This is a genomic window from Pantoea sp. B9002, from assembly GCF_013385945.1.
Classification (GTDB): Bacteria; Pseudomonadota; Gammaproteobacteria; order Enterobacterales; family Enterobacteriaceae; genus Pantoea.
The window spans coordinates 33,905-50,027 of the sequence record NZ_JACAPA010000023.1 but is presented as its reverse complement, the minus strand read 5'-3'; the positions used below and the strand labels follow the sequence as shown (position 1 = coordinate 50,027).

At 53.8% G+C, this 16,123-nt stretch carries 15 protein-coding genes; 6 read left to right on the top strand and 9 right to left on the bottom strand.

Annotated features, from left to right (window positions below):
* Window positions 1-144 precede the first annotated feature (144 nt).
* The 3 genes from HX773_RS13780 to HX773_RS13770 all read left to right on the top strand — a co-directional run bounded on the left by HX773_RS13780 (window position 145) and on the right by HX773_RS13770 (window position 3,085).
* Window positions 145-594, top strand: coding sequence for a helix-turn-helix domain-containing protein (locus tag HX773_RS13780; RefSeq protein WP_176971981.1), 450 nt, complete (start codon window positions 145-147; stop codon window positions 592-594).
* 9 nt (window positions 595-603) lie between these two features.
* A complete protein-coding gene (locus tag HX773_RS13775) occupies window positions 604-1,884 on the top strand; it encodes a type II toxin-antitoxin system HipA family toxin (RefSeq protein ID WP_176971980.1) in 1,281 nt (426 codons plus the stop codon).
* Between the two features lie 97 nt (window positions 1,885-1,981).
* On the top strand, window positions 1,982-3,085 hold the full coding sequence (locus HX773_RS13770; protein ID WP_176971979.1) for an NADH:flavin oxidoreductase/NADH oxidase: 1,104 nt from the start codon (window positions 1,982-1,984) through the stop codon (window positions 3,083-3,085).
* A 72-nt stretch (window positions 3,086-3,157) separates the two neighbouring features.
* On the opposite strand, the gene HX773_RS13765 is transcribed toward HX773_RS13770, so the two are convergent.
* The 7 genes from HX773_RS13765 to HX773_RS13735 form a co-directional block, all read right to left on the bottom strand.
* Complete coding sequence (locus tag HX773_RS13765; RefSeq protein WP_176971978.1) at window positions 3,158-4,810, bottom strand: GMC family oxidoreductase; 1,653 nt, start codon at window positions 4,808-4,810, stop codon at window positions 3,158-3,160.
* Window positions 4,807-5,325 (bottom strand): sorbitol dehydrogenase family protein, encoded by a 519-nt coding sequence (locus tag HX773_RS13760; protein WP_176971977.1) that lies wholly within the window; start codon window positions 5,323-5,325, stop codon window positions 4,807-4,809. The genes HX773_RS13765 and HX773_RS13760 overlap by 4 nt, the downstream gene beginning before the upstream one ends.
* Window positions 5,315-6,724 (bottom strand): cytochrome c, encoded by a 1,410-nt coding sequence (locus tag HX773_RS13755; RefSeq protein ID WP_176971976.1) that lies wholly within the window; start codon window positions 6,722-6,724, stop codon window positions 5,315-5,317. The genes HX773_RS13760 and HX773_RS13755 overlap by 11 nt, the downstream gene beginning before the upstream one ends.
* Window positions 6,725-6,839: 115 nt before the next feature.
* Window positions 6,840-7,547 carry a hypothetical protein gene (locus HX773_RS13750; protein ID WP_061719467.1) on the bottom strand — a complete coding sequence of 236 codons (708 nt, stop codon included), beginning with the start codon at window positions 7,545-7,547 and terminating at the stop codon, window positions 6,840-6,842.
* A gap of 42 nt (window positions 7,548-7,589) precedes the next feature.
* On the bottom strand, window positions 7,590-8,738 hold the full coding sequence (locus HX773_RS13745) for a beta-propeller fold lactonase family protein (protein WP_176971975.1): 1,149 nt from the start codon (window positions 8,736-8,738) through the stop codon (window positions 7,590-7,592).
* 35 nt (window positions 8,739-8,773) lie between these two features.
* Window positions 8,774-9,412 carry an aldolase gene (locus HX773_RS13740; RefSeq protein ID WP_176971974.1) on the bottom strand — a complete coding sequence of 213 codons (639 nt, stop codon included), beginning with the start codon at window positions 9,410-9,412 and terminating at the stop codon, window positions 8,774-8,776.
* A 13-nt stretch (window positions 9,413-9,425) separates the two neighbouring features.
* Window positions 9,426-10,733 (bottom strand): MFS transporter, encoded by a 1,308-nt coding sequence (locus HX773_RS13735; protein ID WP_061719470.1) that lies wholly within the window; start codon window positions 10,731-10,733, stop codon window positions 9,426-9,428.
* A 262-nt stretch (window positions 10,734-10,995) separates the two neighbouring features.
* Here HX773_RS13735 and HX773_RS13730 point away from each other — a divergent pair, with 262 nt between their 5' ends.
* The gene (locus HX773_RS13730; protein WP_176971973.1) at window positions 10,996-12,030 is read left to right on the top strand and encodes a LacI family DNA-binding transcriptional regulator; all 1,035 of its coding nucleotides are present in this window, start codon (window positions 10,996-10,998) and stop codon (window positions 12,028-12,030) included.
* On the opposite strand, the gene HX773_RS13725 is transcribed toward HX773_RS13730, so the two are convergent.
* Together HX773_RS13725 and HX773_RS13720 are read right to left on the bottom strand one after the other, a co-directional pair.
* Window positions 12,027-12,701: a substrate-binding domain-containing protein gene (locus tag HX773_RS13725; RefSeq protein WP_176971972.1), complete on the bottom strand. Its 675-nt coding sequence runs from the start codon at window positions 12,699-12,701 to the stop codon at window positions 12,027-12,029. The genes HX773_RS13730 and HX773_RS13725 overlap by 4 nt on opposite strands.
* 2 nt (window positions 12,702-12,703) lie before the next feature.
* Window positions 12,704-13,951, bottom strand: a complete 1,248-nt coding sequence (locus tag HX773_RS13720) for an alpha-hydroxy acid oxidase (RefSeq protein ID WP_008106273.1) — start codon at window positions 13,949-13,951, stop codon at window positions 12,704-12,706.
* Window positions 13,952-14,156: 205 nt separating this feature from the next.
* On the opposite strand from HX773_RS13720, the gene HX773_RS13715 reads away from it, so the two are divergent.
* Window positions 14,157-14,822 (top strand): aspartate/glutamate racemase family protein, encoded by a 666-nt coding sequence (locus HX773_RS13715; protein WP_176971971.1) that lies wholly within the window; start codon window positions 14,157-14,159, stop codon window positions 14,820-14,822.
* Window positions 14,816-16,096, top strand: a complete 1,281-nt coding sequence (gene otnK / locus HX773_RS13710; RefSeq protein ID WP_176971970.1) for a 3-oxo-tetronate kinase — start codon at window positions 14,816-14,818, stop codon at window positions 16,094-16,096. Before HX773_RS13715 ends, otnK begins: the two co-directional genes overlap by 7 nt.
* The last annotated feature ends 27 nt before the right edge of the window (window positions 16,097-16,123 follow it).

Here is a 16,123-nt window from a genome sequence, read left to right as displayed (position 1 = left end):
CTAATATTTTATCCTTTAGGTTCATTAAATGATAATTTATTAGCACTTTTTCGTTTTTATTTTAATCATTAAAAATGGAATGCAGATCGACAAAGTGCTAATATTTTATCCATTAACCCCATTTAAAGATAAAATAGTGACACAATGGCCCAGCGAACTTCTCTGCTTCTTCCTCAAACGAGCGAAATGCTTGCCGCTTTTGGAGAGCGATTAAAACTCGCTCGTAAAAGAAGAAAACTTACGGCTAAACAGGTGGCGGAACGCGCGGGAATGACCCCGATGACGTTGCGTTCGCTTGAAGCGGGTAGCGCGGGTGTGACTATCGGAGCCTATCTGGCTGTGATGCAGGTGTTAGGACTCGAACAGGATCTCAATCTGCTGGCTGCTGAGGATACTTTGGGTCGCCAACTGCAGGATGCACGTCTTACCTCAACGACTAAATTATTTGCAGCTAAATCAGCGTATAAGGTTGATGAGGGTGAGAGCAGCACGCAGGTAGCTGAGGCTAATGAGCGCGGAGTTGAGCAAAAAAACGCTCAGACAGTCACCTCTGCCGGCCTCGCCTCACTGCTAATTTCAGGGAAGAAAAAATAGGACCCGACAATGACCATGATTAGCGTCTACGCCGACTGGAGCGGACTCAAGCAACCAAAACGTCTCGGTTATCTGCATATTCGCCGCAGCCGGGCGCGTGAATCTTTTGAATTTCAGTATGATCCGCAAGCGCTTCGCGATCCCGATTTGCTGTTGATCCAGTTAGATCCCGGCATCCACTTATTCGAAGGGCCACAATATCCTGCCAACAATCGTGCTGGATTTGGTGTGTTTGGTGACTCCAGCCCCGACAGATGGGGACGCTTGCTGATGGAACGCCGTCTGGAACGCGATATCCGTGGCGGATTATTGCCTTCCGGCACGCGCATGTTTGAATCCGATTTTTTACTGGGGGTTCATGACCTGTATCGCGTGGGTGCTTTGCGTTACCGGCTGGAGGATCAGGGGGAATTTCTTGATAACAGATTGGAAACTGCGGCTCCTCCATTTACTGAAATCGCAGCACTTGAACGTGCAAGCCGCGCGCTGGAAAGCGATCCGGATAACCGTGCTGTTCAGGGACATGAATGGCTCAGGATGTTGATCGCTCCAGGTGGTTCTCTGGGTGGCGCACGACCAAAAGCCAGTGTGGTTGATGAGCAAGGTCAGCTATTTATCGCCAAGTTCCCCAGCATCCGCGATGAATATGATGTGGGTGGATGGGAAATGGTCGTCAATGCTCTCGCCACGGCTTGTGAACTTAACGTTGCCACTGCGATGGCAAAAAAATTTGCCAGCGATTATCACTGTTTCATGGTGCGCCGTTTCGATCGCACGCCCGAAGGGAAGCGTCTGCACTTTGCCTCCGCGATGACCATGACTGGCCATATTGATGGCGAAGATGCATCCACCGGAGTGAGTTATCTCGAACTGGCGGAAGTATTGATTCGTCATGGCTCCCAAACCAATGCTGATTTACGCGAGCTGTGGTCGCGGATTGTCTTTAATATGCTGGTTTCTAACACCGATGATCATCTACGCAATCATGGATTTATTCTGGTTCCAGGCAAGGGCTGGCGGTTATCTGCCGCCTTCGATCTCAATCCAGTGCCCTATGCTGATGGTCTGAAATTAAATGTGACGGCAGCTGATAATGCGCTTGATCTCGATTTGGCGCGTGAAGTTGCGCCCTATTTCCGGCTGAAGGCATCTGAAGCCGAAACCATTATTGAAAACTTCAGCAGCATTGTTGCGCAATGGCGCGTGGTCGCCCGACATTTGGGGTTATCACAACGTGAGCAGGAAAAAATGTCTGATGCGTTTCGACTTGCTGCGGCACATTCCGCTTAACTTACTTTTTGCTACAACATTCAAACTCATAGCCCTCTGCAAAATGCGCTTTTAGCCCTAAGCTTAAAGCCATTCAGCCACTGAAGATGAGGTTTCAATGAGTTTACTGTTTAGTGCAACGCAACTGGGTAAGTTAACGCTCGATAATCGCATCGTGATCGCGCCGATGTGCCAATACTCTGCGGAGGATGGCAAAGCCAGCGCCTGGCACCGCATTCATCTCGGGCAACTGGCGCTTTCCGGCGCCGGTTTACTGATCATTGAGGCGACAGCAGTGGAAGCCGCCGGACGTATTTCTCCGGGCGATTTAGGCTTGTGGGACGATGCAACGGAAGCGGCGCTGGCCAGCGTTCTGCAAGATATCCGCCACTATTCTGACATTCCCTTAGGTATTCAACTCGGTCACGCCGGACGCAAAGCGTCCTGCGCCGCGCCGTGGTTAGGTGGCAATCAGCTATCGCTGGAGCAAGGCGGCTGGCAAACCGTTGCGCCATCCGCGCAAGCCTTTAATCCTGAAGATCGCGCACCGGTGGCGTTAACTAAACAGGATCTTGAGCGCCTGAAACAGGCCTTCGTTGACAGCGCGCAGCGTGCGGCCAAACTCGGTATCCAGTTGATTGAACTGCATGCCGCGCACGGCTATTTGCTGCATCAGTTCCTGTCGCCACTGAGTAACCAGCGTGAGGACGAATACGGCGGCTCGCTGGAGAATCGTCTGCGTTTCCCTCTGGAAGTGTTCCATGCGGTACGCAGCGCCCTGCCGGATTCGGTGGCGGTAGGTGTGCGCCTCTCGGCAACGGATTGGGTTGAAGGTGGCTGGGATGTTGAGCAGTCAATTGTCTTCAGCCAGCAACTCGAAGCGGCGGGCAGCGATTACGTGCACGTTTCCAGCGGCGGCTTGTCACCGCAGCAGAAAATCACGGTCGGTCCCGGCTATCAGTTGCCTTTCGCACGCGACATCCGCAAACAGGTGGCGATTCCGGTGATTGGCGTTGGCTTGATTACCGAACCGAAGCAGGCAGAACAAGCATTGCAGGAAGGTGATGCTGATTTGATCGCGCTGGCGCGCGCGGTGCTTTACGACCCACGCTGGCCGTGGCATGCCGCCGCTGAATTGGGCGCGCAGGCCAAAGCGCCACCGCAATATCTGCGCTCCGAGCCGCACGGCCTGAAAGGCACATTGATTTCGAATAAAAAGTGATTGTTTGACCCGGTGCGCATCAATGCGCACCGCTACAACGTAGGGTCGCCATTTATGGCGACCGATTCACACCTAACCTGCTACTTCCGACTTCATGGTCTGCAACATATGCTCAGCCAAACGCAAGCTCAACGCCGCACCGGTTAATGTGGGGTTCATGCATGACGCCGACGGCATCACACTGGTTCCGGCAATCCACATATTGGGATGATCGTGCGTGCGGCAATCGCGATCTACCACCGAATTGTGCGGGTCATCGCCCATAATGGTGGTGCCCATGATGTGCTGGCGATCCTGAAACTTAGTATCGATCGACAATATCTCCGCATTCAGCAGCTCTGCAAACTTGTGAAAATCTTTGATGCCCGCTTCTTTCCCGGCATGCCAGTAATCCGTCACGCTGTAGTAAATCTCCGGCAACGGAATACCAATCGCATCTTTTTTCGTCTTGCTTGGCGTAACGCGGTTTTCCGCCAGCGGCAAGGTTTCAAAATCGATAGCAAAGTTCAGCGAGCGCGCCGACTGGCGGCGGATCTCAGCATCCAGTTTGGAGCCCAGCACGCCTTTCTCAATCAGCGATGCAGCATAATCAGCGGTTGGCACCGTGTTACGCACTTTGATCTTGTAGCTGGGGAAATCCTTGCGGAAGGCGCCATCGCGGTTGTTCAGATACACCAGCAATTCGGTCGGCCCCTGACCTGGCCACACATCTTCCGACATCATCACGTTCATACTAATGCCGGTGTGGCCCATCAAATTGCGGCCAACCTGATCGGAAGAGTTGGCGATGCCGTTGGGATATTTCTCCGACGTCGACATCAACAGTAGCTTGGGCGATTCAATGCCGTAGGCCGCCAGCACAAAGTAGTCGGCGGTTAAATGGTGCTCGGAACCATCTGGCTTTTTGTACCAAACGCCGGTGATTTTGCCGTCATCCGCCGCTTCAATGCGGTAGACCACCGCGTTATCCAGCAGCTTTGCTCCCAAGCGTTCCGCTTCATCAATGTGCATCGAACCATCATATTTGGCGGCGATTGGGCAAACCGGATTGCAGTTATTATTGCCGCCACACATCGGGCGCTTGCCCCACGGCTTAGTCGCGCGACCGTTCGGTTCCAGCACCGGGTTATAACCGCCTTTACCCAGCATCTCGGTGAGGCGATCAAACAGATAACTGGTTGGCAAACCCGGCATCGGGAATGGCGTAGATCGCGGTGGCCAGGCTTTGCCGCCCTGCCCACTTTCATCTTGTCCATCAACGCCCGAAACGCCCAGTTCATGCTCGGCTTTGCCATACCACGATTCCAGCTCGTCGTAACCAAAAGGCCAGTCGCGGCCACGACCATAAAGGGTGTTAAGTTTGAAATCGTTAGGGATCATGCGCCACAGCGCCGAGCCAAAGTGCCAGGTTGTGCCACCGACAACGCGCAGGTATTTGGTGGGATATTTAACCGGCCCAACCTGCTGCAAATAGTCACCGTAGGTGGACGGAATATGCGGTGGATTGGGGTAAGGCGAACCCACGCCCTGTAATTTGATGTTGATTAACGACATCTTGAACGGGGAATTTCGAAAACGTTCGACGATTTCCTGACGAGAAACTCGCGGGCCCGCCTCAAGGATGATGACCGATTTACCCGCTTTCGCCATCTGGCAGGCGATCAACCCGCCCATCACGCCCGAGCCAATGATGATCACATCGGCATCGACTTTTTGTGCACTCATGCGCCTTCTCCTGTGGTTGCCACTTTGCCATCTTGCGTTACTGCCCAGTAGAACGGCCCGCCGCCATAGGTTGGGACCACCAGAATATCTTTGGTGGGCAGGTACATCATCGCATCGGCATAAGCGATCAACTCCAGATCGCTGCCGTCGCCGACCACGCCGGTGTACCACGCAGAAATGATGCGTTTTGCCGTTTGCCAGTCAGAATTATCGGCCCCAAAAGCGGCAAGAAAATCGTCGACATGGGCAAAATTATGCTGCTGCAACAATGCCTGCAGGCTGCTGAGCCGGTGTGTGAAGTCGGCATTATGGCGATTTAAGGCATCGAAATAGCGCTGCCCCAAAATCGGGCCGACCGGGCGACTGACCAGGAACTGCGAAACGGTCAGAAAGCCATTTTCAGCCAGCTGATCTGCAGCCAGAGCGCGCGCCGGAAACAGGGAATTACACATCGCGCCGAGTGACAAAATGCCCATGCCTTGCAGCAAACGACGTCGGGAAAGGTTATGCGCCATGTTTTTTCCCCTTACACGAAATAGAAACCAGCAGCACCAGTAAAATAATGATAACTACCACACCACCGCCCCACACAGCAGGCTGCGCCAGGCGTGCAATCAGTGGGCGCTCGCCGCCTTCACGCACGGTTTTCACCTGTTCAGGCGTTACGTTCAGTTGAGCATTACCAAAGTTTTTCAGCACGTAGTTGCTGACGTCGGCAATTTGCCGATCGCTCAGTCGATCGGTAAATAATCCATCCGGGCCGAAAGCGGGCATTACCACATCTTTGCCATCAACCTGGCGATGTACGCCGTAGACAATGGTGGCAATCAGGTTATCGGCCTGCGGTGCGCCGGTGGCGGTGTTATGGAACAGCGAAGGATAGAAGTGATTGCCCGCACCATCCGCCTGATGGCAGTTAGCGCAAGAGCTGGCGTAAACCTGCCAGCCCGCATCAGGATTTTTAACCGCTCGCAGCGCTGCTTCATCTGTTGCGGGTTTGCCAAGCGCGTCGCGTGGCGAATTGGTGGCCTGAGTCACTGCGAGGATCTGCCGCAGATAAGCCACTATCGCATTGATATCGTCATCAGACAGATGCTGTAAGCTATGCTCGACCGCTTCCGCCATCGGACCTGCTGCCTGCGCTTTGCCTGCAACATGACCCGTTTTGAGATATTGCGCGATCTGCGCATCGCTCCAGTTGCCAATGCCGGCTTGTTGATCGGGAGTGATATTCGGCGCGTACCAACTGCCCAGGCTGCCACCGCTGAGGGCCTGAGCATTGTTTTGCCCCATCAGCGCATTACGTGGCGTATGGCAGGTATCGCAGTGCGCCAATGCATTGACTAGATAATCACCGCGATTAACCACATCCGATTTATCGTTTGCCGGAATAAACGGCTTATTATCGGCAAACAGCATATTCCAGAAAAACATACTTGAACGAATATTAAACGGGAAAGGCAAATCCGTTGCTGGCGGTACATTATCGTCTGCTTTTACACCGTGCATAAAATAAACATACAGCGCATGCATATCGGCATCGGAAATTTTCGCGTATGAGGTGTAAGGCATCGCCGGATAAAGATGCTGCCCCTGTTTATTAATGCCACTTCGCACGGCTTTAACGAAATCTTGTTCGCTATAATCGCCAATGCCGGCGGTTTTTGATGGCGTGATATTACTGGCAACAATATTCCCCAACGGCGAGGAGATAATATAGCCACCCGACATTTCTTTGCCCTGATTCGGTGCGGTGTGGCAAGCTCCACAGTCCGCAGCAATAGCCAGATACTTGCCTTTCGCAATAAGAGCCGCAGACTCAGCCGCATCTTCAGCGTGAGCTGAAAATGTGGCAGACATCAGAATGCTCAACGCGAAAGGCAGACAACACTGTCTCACCTTTCTTGCTTTCATTGTAATTGCTTCCGGTAAATAATTATTAGTATGGTAAAAACAATAATGCACTTCTATGGCAACCCACAGAAGTGCACATTATCAGACAACGTCAATTCACAAAATACAAACAGTGCTATAACAATTCATAATCATTGAAGATGATATTTTCGCCACTTGCGGCCGTTATATCGACTTTACCTGGCTCGGTTAAAAAGGCATCGCCGGGATGTACCCAAACTTCTTTTACCCGATTGGTATGAGTTTGATCGGCAATCAGTACCCGCCCTTCGGTAAAGAACACGCGCACGCCAGGCCCGTGTTGCGTATATTCGCCGGTACTGGCACCAGGCTTGAGCGTGACCTTCCAGCCTCTCACGGTTTTCTTATCCAGAACCTGACTAAATGCGGCATTGGCAGGCCGCGAAGCGTTACCAAAATGTTGCGGGCCTGGGATGTTAATTTCGAATGCCACCTGATGATTGACGTTATTTCCGGTATTGGTGACCTTATCCGTATCCGATTTTCCTTGATGCTCACCAAATTTAACATTGCCGCTTTTCATTTCTGTCATGTTAACCGGCTTGTCGGGATACTCTATTTTGACCGGGCTCCCTTCGATGTGCGTATTAACATAATCCAGATGCTGCTCATGAAATAGCGTCGATTGTCCGGGTTGAATTAATACGCGCATCACCGTGACATATTTATTTTCCAGAATGACGTGATGCAGTGGTTCCAGATCGGTGGCAACCCCTTTTTCAGCCGCTTGTGTCGGTAATCCTGCGCTTAACAGCGTCGAGCACAATAATGTGCTGAATAATGTTTTGCGAATAGTCGACATAAACACTCCTTTTCTTACGAATGAATTAAGTAGAGCAGAAATTTACTCAACGAGTGTGACCCAATTTGCGCCCTTGCCGGTGGGGACGCGCTCAATTAATGTCAGTTTGCCAGTGGTTTGATCTATGGAATAGAGCGAAATTTGTGTCGACTTCTGACCCGATTCAATTAAATAGCGCCCGGAATTATCAATAGCAAATCCACGCGGCTGAGCTTCTGTTGGCGTGCTATTAATCAACGTCAATCGACCATCGCTCGGTGAAACATGAAATGCAGTAATATGACTGCTGGTGCGTTCAGTGGAATAAAGGAAACGTCCATTCGGCGTGATATGAATATCGGCTTGCCATAAACGCGGTTTGGCGGATTTTGGCAAATCATCATCGCCGGTCAGTGGTCGCGCTTCGCCACGCTGCATGTTGGCGGCAATGGCCGGATCGAGTGACGGTGTCGCTTCATGTTCCGTCAAGGTGCCATCTTTGTTCAAAGTCAGGCGGGAGATGTTGCCGGCCATTTCGGTCAGCACATAGAGATTCTGCTCACCCTTCTCATCCCGTTGCGGTGCAAAGGTGAAATGACGCGGTCCGGTTGCCGCCTCGCGTTGAATATTCACAAAAGCTGGCGTGTTCGCCGTAACGGTTCCGCTGTGGCTATCGAAACGGTACTGCAGCAGTTGATCGGCACCCAGCAGCGGCACAAAGAGAAACTGGTTGCTGGGATCGGTCTGAATGGAATGTGCACGCTTTCCGGTATGCACCACCTGCACCGGCGCACTCTCAACTTTGCCATCCGCGGCAATGCGATTGATGCTAAACAGATCGCCGCCGTAGGAAGATGAAAGCAGGAATTTCCCGCTCTTATCCAGCGCGACATACGCCATCGCCTCTGGCAGCGGCGTATCCGCAAAATGCTGCAGCGAGCCGTCAGGTTGAATATGCCAGGCCGAAACATGGTAAGGCTTACTGCGAACGGAGACATAAAGTGTCTTGTTATCCTGCGATACCACCATCGGCATACTTTTCAGGCCGCTGGGGTATTCGCCAATCGGTTTCAGCTGGCGCTGCGCCTTTTGCAGCTCGTAGGCCGTCACCGTTCCGCTGTCGCCGTTGGATACGTAGACAAAGGATTTCTCCTGCGCCAATACCGTTGATGCAAAAAGCATCATGCCTGCGGCTATTACCGTCTTTTTCATCTTGGATCTCGTTTTTGTAGGGAACAATGCGGGTATTACCAGCGCGTATTAAAGTGTTCGCACAGCTCCAATACGGCTTGTTCTGGCAGCGCGGCGGGCTTATCCACGCAGTTCAGCCAAAGGCGCGCGGTTTCTTCCAGCTCTTCAAGGGCAAAGCTCACCGCTGAAACGGATTTCCCCCACATCACCGGGCCAAGTCTCTCCAGCATCACGCCTCGCACGTCATTGGCCAGCTCAGCCACCTGCGCAGCCACATCGGCATGGCCAGGGCGGCGATAGCCGATTAACGGAATCCGCCCGACTTTCATCACCTGATACGGCGTCAGCGGCGGCAAAATGCTGTCGCGCTGCCACACGCCCGCTAACGTCAGTTGCACCAGATGCGTGGAATGGGTGTGCACCACGCCGTGCGCCTCCGGGTTGCGATCATAAATCTGACGATGCAACAGCAATGTCTTCGATGGCTTGTCGCCTGAAACCCATTCACCGGCGCGATTAACCTTGGCAATCCGGCCGGGCTCCAGATGTCCCAGACAAGCATCGGTTGGCGTAATCAGCCAGCCATCTTCCAGCCGAGCGCTGATGTTTCCCGCGGTGCCGGTGGTATAGCCGCGGTTAAACAGATCGGCTCCTACCTGGCAAATCTCTTCTCGCAAGACCTGTTCGTTTTGCATGCGGTTTCTCCTGTTATTGATTGGCGGTGGCAATGACGTTGGCATCAGATTTGGGGCTGATCGGTAATGGCTCCAATTTGCCGAGCACAAACATAAAGGTCAGCGCACCCAGCACGCAGATGCCGCCCGCGACCAGCAACGGCACTACAAATGAGCCGTGGCTGAGGCTCAGCATCAGGCCGGTGAAGGAAGCCGTAACAATCCCGGCCAGGTTGCCAGCAAAGTTCTGGATACCGCCCAGCGTGGCCACATAATTGCTAGCAGGCGCAACATCGGCCGGCAGCGTCCAGATGTTGGCGGCGGTGAAGGCTAAACCGGCGTAAGTGATGGAGAACAACGTCAAGATCACCGTAATGCTGTCGGTGAATGCGGCGAAAGCAATCACGCTGGAGAGCAACATGCCGCTGATAAGACAAGTTTTACGCGCCGCCGTCAGGCTAAATCCTTTGCGATACAGGGTATCTGACACAATCCCGCCAAGCAGGCTTCCCGGAATCCCCATCAGCGCAGGGATCGCACCCAGCGTCCCTAACTCTTTCAACGAGAAACCATGTGCCACAGTCAGATAAGTTGGGAACCAGGTCACAAAGAAATAGGTAGCGAAGTTCATGCAGAAGAAACCAATCATCATTCCCCACACGTTGCGATGGCGGAACAGTGACCACAGTTCAACTTTGGCGTCGGCCTGCGTGGTGGGCAGAGCACGATCTTCCAGCAGATTTTGGCGCTCAGTTTCATCGAGGCCTTTCATCTCTTCAGGCTCACGATAGAAGACTAACCAGATCACCACCCAAATCAGGCCCAATGCGCCAGTCACGATGAACGACGTTTCCCAATCCCACACGCTGATCAGCCAGGCAACCAGCGGCAGCGCCAGCGCACTGCCAGCACGCGGACCGGCATCAAAGATCCCGCTGGCCGTTGCACGCTGTTTTTTTGGGAACCAGCTGTAAACCACTTTGACACAGCCCGGATTTCCCCCTGCTTCGCCCAGACCTAATGCTAAGCGCGCCGCAAAAAGAGAAGTGAATCCTTTACCAAATGAGGTAAACACCGTAAACAACGACCACCAGCCGACGGCGATGGCGAGTCCGGCACGGGCACCAAGACGATCGAGTAACCGTCCGGCCGGAATTTGCATCAGCGCATAGGTCCAGAAGAAGGCGCCCAAAATCAGTCCCATGCTGGTGTCATCGAGGCCTAAATCTGCTTTGATGTGCGGTGCGGCGATCGCGAGGTTGATACGATCGATGTAATTGATTGCGATGGCGAAAAAGCAGAACACGATCATCAGCCAGCGAATTCGTGGATATCTGCGCATGGTGAATTCCTTTATGATTTATATAGGGTTAACGAGGTTATGCGGCCTTGGGCGGCTGCAGCCCGCGTTGGGGTTAAATTTGGGGGTGACAGTTCGCGAACCTGTTAAAAAAACGTGAGCAGGCACACCCAAACTGATAACATGATGTCAAAAGTAAGCGATTACAAAGTTCAGTCAAGCCAAAAGTAAGCGCTTTCAAAATTGATTGTGAGTTGTCTGCAATTTTTGTGGGCAAGCTCACTCTTTCTGCAGGAGTGACTTGATGAGTGAGAAGCAAAATGGATCTGGCCGCGTATCACTGGATGATGTTGCGCGTCTCTCTGGCGTTTCAACGGCGACGGTTTCACGCGTATTGAACGGCAGCACCACGGTCAAAGCGTCACGCCGTGAAGCGGTGGAAAAGGCCTGCGAAGAGTTGGGATATGTGATTAACCGCGCCGCGCGCACCCTCGCCTCACGGCGCAGCATGACAATTGGCGCGGTGGTCCCCACGCTGGCGACAGAAACCTTTTCGCGTCCGCTGGCGGCGTTTCAGCAACTGATTCATGAAGCCGGCTACACGCTGCTATTGGCCAACTCCAACTTTGATCCGGAAACCGAGCTGAAAGAAGTCAATAAGCTGATTGAGTACGGTATCGACGGTTTAATGCTGGTGGGCAATACCCATCATCCAAAGCTGTGGGAGCGCATCATTCAGCAGGATATCGCCTGCGTACAGACCTTTTCGCAGGACAGCGAAAGACCATGTGTCGGTTATGACAGCGAGGGTGCGGCTGAAACCCTGGCGCAGCATTTGCTGGGATTGGGGCATCAGCGTTTTGCGGTGATTGTCGGCACGCCGCCCTCGAACGATCGTATTTCAGAACGTCTGAACGGTACGCGCCGCGCCCTGCAGCAGTATGGATTGACGCTGCCGGATACGCATTTAATTGATAACGCCTTCACCATGAATGATGCGCGCAGAGCGGTGTTTCGTTTACTCGATGCGCCGCAGCCGCCCACCGCCATCATCTGCGGGAACGATCTGCTGGCGTTTGGTGCCATGCGCGCGGCGAGCGAGCGTTATCTGCGCATTCCGAATGATATCTCCATCGTAGGCTTCAACGACTATGAATACGCCGAGCATCTGGAGCATCCGCTGACCACCATGCGCGTGGATTTAGCGTCGATTGGTGAACACGCGGCGCATTATTTATTGAACACGCTGAATAACTTACCTGCGCAAACGCAGACGCAGATAAGCACCGAGTTGATTGTTCGGGGCAGCAGCGGCTCGGTGCCCCGTCAGGAACGCTAATCGCGCCTGTCCATGCCGAAACGGTTGAACACCTCAGTAACTGACGGCGTTTTCAGCCAGCTCAGAAATGCCTGCGCCTGCTCCGGTTGTTGGGCGCGGCTTAACACCGCAGCCGAGAGCGAAATCGCCTGCTGTGTACCCGCAGGCAGCGGTCCAACAACATCAATGCCTTCCACCATCAACAGTTCGCTGATCTGCTGTACTGCCAGGTCAGCGTTGCCCTGCACCAGTTGCTCGGCGGTGAAACCAGCAGGAATTACCGTGCCACGCGCGCGCAGTTCCGCATCAATGTTGAGTTGTTTCAACAATTGCGAGAACCAGACACCGCTGGCTCCGGCTTCTGACCAGGCCACCGAACGCGCAGCTAACAAAGTCTGAATCAACGTTTCACGATTGCTGATATCAGGCTGCGCAGAGCCCGCCCGCACCGCAATTCCGATGGGAGAATCGACCAGTTCGATGCGCGTACCCGATTGTGTCAGGCGGTCCAGCGTCTCAACCGTGGCGATCACTACATCCGCTTCGGCGCCGGCGTTGAGCTCTTTTTCGATGATGGTGCTGGGATGCCAGCGTATCGCCAGCGGTATATCGGGATGTTGCGACTGCCATTGGGCAACCAGCGTGTTAAACGGCGCGCTCAGTGCGAGCGCGCTATAAATCGTTAACGCCATGATTAATCCTCGCGTGCGAAAAAGGGAGCTCGACGCAGCAGCGCAGCATTAAGTTGCTCAGGCCGTGTCACGCCAATCAGCGCTAAATCACGATCGATTTCATCCCGCAGGATATGCATGGCATGTTCAACGCCCGCCTGAGCGCCAATCACCGCGCCATACAGGAATGGACGACCCAGAAATACGAAGTCCGCGCCCAGCGCCATCGCTTTCATCACATCGGTGCCGCGACGGATGCCGCTATCAATAATTACCTTCATATTGCCCTTCGCCGCCGCGATTTCAGCGAGCGTATGCAGCGGTGGCACCGTGTGATCCAGCTGACGGCCGCCGTGGTTGGAGAGAATCACCGCATCGGCGCCAAGATCACGCGCGATGAAGGCATCATCCGGCGACATCAGCCCTTTAATCACCAGATTGCCTTTCCATTTTTTACGGATCGCTTCAACGTGCTTCCAGCTCAGTTTGTCGCGTGCATTGGTGTTACGCACTTTGCTCGACATCATCGGCGGGCCGCGTTCAGCATCGGTATTTTCGAAGTGCGGCGCACCATGACGCAGGAAGGTTTGCGCCACCGTGCCCAGCAGCCAGCGCGGACTCATGGCGCTTTGCCACATCACTTTCGGCGTGATTTTTATCGGCATGCTGAAGCCGCTGCGGGTGTTGTGTTCACGATTACCCAGCATCGGCGTATCACCGGTCACCACCAGCGTCTTATAGCCTGCGTGTTCAACGCGATCGACTAATCGATCGATGCGCGGTTGATCGCCCGCCAGATAGGCCTGAAACCAGGCGTCCGGATTCGCGGCGATCACCTCCTCCAGCGGAATCAGCGACGAGGCGCTCAGGATCATCGGCACATTCATGGCCCGTGCGGCTTTCGCCAGCATTAAGTCAGCGCGGTAGCTAACAAACGACGCGCCGCCAAGCGGAGCCACACCGAAGGGATGCGCCCAATCATGGCCCAACAAGTTCACCCGCTGATCCCGGCCCGAAACATCACGGAACATACGCGGCACAAAGACGTATTGCTGATAAGCCTCATGCGCGGCAGCAAGTCCTCTGCCGGTTTCCACGCCGCCTTTCACATACTGATAAATCATATTCGGCAACCGCTTACGCGCATGGCGTTCAAAATCTTCCAGCGCCAGCAAATCACGAAAATGGCGTGGCACCGTATTCGCAGGTCGCACCTGCGCTTCGGGTGTCACGTTAACGTTAATAGCGGTGGTTTCTCCACGAATGGTCATAGTGCGTTCTCAGGGTTAGCTAAAAGTAAGCGATTTCAAAATAGACATTCCGACGAATGCATTCATTTCTATCCTGACAGATACGCAGTTTTTTTGTGTGACGAGCATCACCTTATGAAGACAAATGTAAGCCCTTACATTTTCATTTTGCCTCAGGTATGGTGTGCTGTAATTCACTTATGTATCGCTGGTGTCGGAGAAAATGATGAGCCAACGCATAGTTTTACTGCATGCCACGCCGGTGGCGATGTCCCCTATTCAGGAAGCCTTTAACGATCTTTGGCCAGAGGCTGAAGTGGTGAATTTGCTGGATGATGGTTTGACGCTGGATCGCGCTAAAGAGGAACAGCTTTCGCGCCAGTTGATTGATCGCTTTGTTGCTTTTGGTCGCTACGGCTATGCGATGAATGCGCAAGGTATTCTGGTGACCTGCTCAGCTTTTGGCCCGGCGATTGATGAACTCTCTGCGGCGTTGCCGGTGCCGGTGCTGAAACCGAATGAAGCGATGTTCGAGGCTGCACTGCAGCAAGGCGAACGCATCGGCATGCTGGCGACCTTTGGTCCGTCATTAGTGACGATGTGCGATGAGTTTGAGCACTATGCCGCACAAATTGGCTCATCTGCGACGCTGGAAACCGTGCTGGTTCCGAATGCCATCGACCTGCTACGTAAAGGCGATGTCGCCAGCCACAATCGTCTGGTCGCAGAGTTCGCGCCGCAGTTGAGTCACTGCGATGTAATTATGCTGGCGCACTTCTCCACCTCACGCGCCGCCGATGCCGTGCGTGAGAAAGTCTCGATTCCGGTGTTAACGGCACCGCATGCCGCGGTGAAAAAAATTCAGTTAGCGATTGGAGGTTCATCATGCTGATTGGGGTCATCGCCGATGATTTTACCGGTGCCAGCGATATCGCCGTCACGCTGTCGAAAGGATTGGTGGGCGAAGGCGGTTTGCGCACGACACAATATCTTGGCGTACCGCACCAGCCGGCCGGCGAAGCGGTGGAGGCTGGCGTTATTGCTTTGAAATCACGCTCATTGCCGGCCGAGGAAGCCGTTCAACAATCGCTGGCTGCCTGTGAATGGCTGTTGCAGCAAGGTTGTGCGCAGATCGTGTTTAAGTATTGCTCGACCTTCGACTCGACCGATGCCGGCAATATTGGTCCGGTACTCGACGCGCTGGCTCAGCGATTAGCGGCGCGCAATGTGATTGTCTGCCCGGCCTTTCCCGCGATGGGCCGTACGCTTTATCAGGGCAATTTGTTTGTGCACGACCGTCCGCTGAATGAATCTGGCATGGAACATCATCCTGTGACGCCAATGAAGGATGCGGATATCCGCCGTTTGCTGGCGCGTCAGGCCAAAACGCGCGTCAGCCACATTAGCTGGCAGCAAGTGGTGCAAGGCAGTGATGCATTGCGCGAGATTCTGCAAGCCCGCGCAGACGAGGAGCCGCAATTGGTGGTGGTGGATGCCATCAGCGATCACGATTTAACGCTGATCGGCATCGCTGCTGCGGGTGAGAAGTTGATCAGTGGTGGATCGGGCATCGCGCTGGCCCTGCCGCACAATTTTATTAGCGCTGGTGAAGCGCAAGGTAACAACAGTGAGTTTCCTGCCATTGAAGGTTCCAGCGCCATTTTAGTTGGCAGCTGTTCAGGTGCGACGCGTGGACAAATAGAGGAACACCAAAAACAGCATGCGGTGCTGGCCATTGGGATTGAGGATGTGATGGCGGAACGTATTGATGCTGACGATCTCGTGGATTTCATCCTCACCCATCAGGACCGTTGCCCGCTGATCTATTCCTCAGGCGATCCGGTAACGGTGAAGCAAGCACAGCAGCAGTTTGGGCAACACAACATCTCGCAGCGACTTGATCGGCTATTTGGCGATACGGCACGCAAGTTGGTGCTTGAAGCGGGCATTGAGCGTTTAGTGGTTGGCGGCGGAGAAACCTCGGGGGCCGTGGTTAGCGCGCTGAATTTAGGTTCGCTGCAGGTTGGACGCGAAATCGATCCTGGTGTGCCCGCTCTGTTTGCTCAGGGCGAGCGGCCGCTGGCGCTGGCGCTTAAATCGGGGAATTTTGGTCGGCGCGACTTCTTCTTGCATGCACTTAACGTATTAGCCGGTTCTGCGCATTAAATTTAAGACAACGTCGTGCTGACGTTG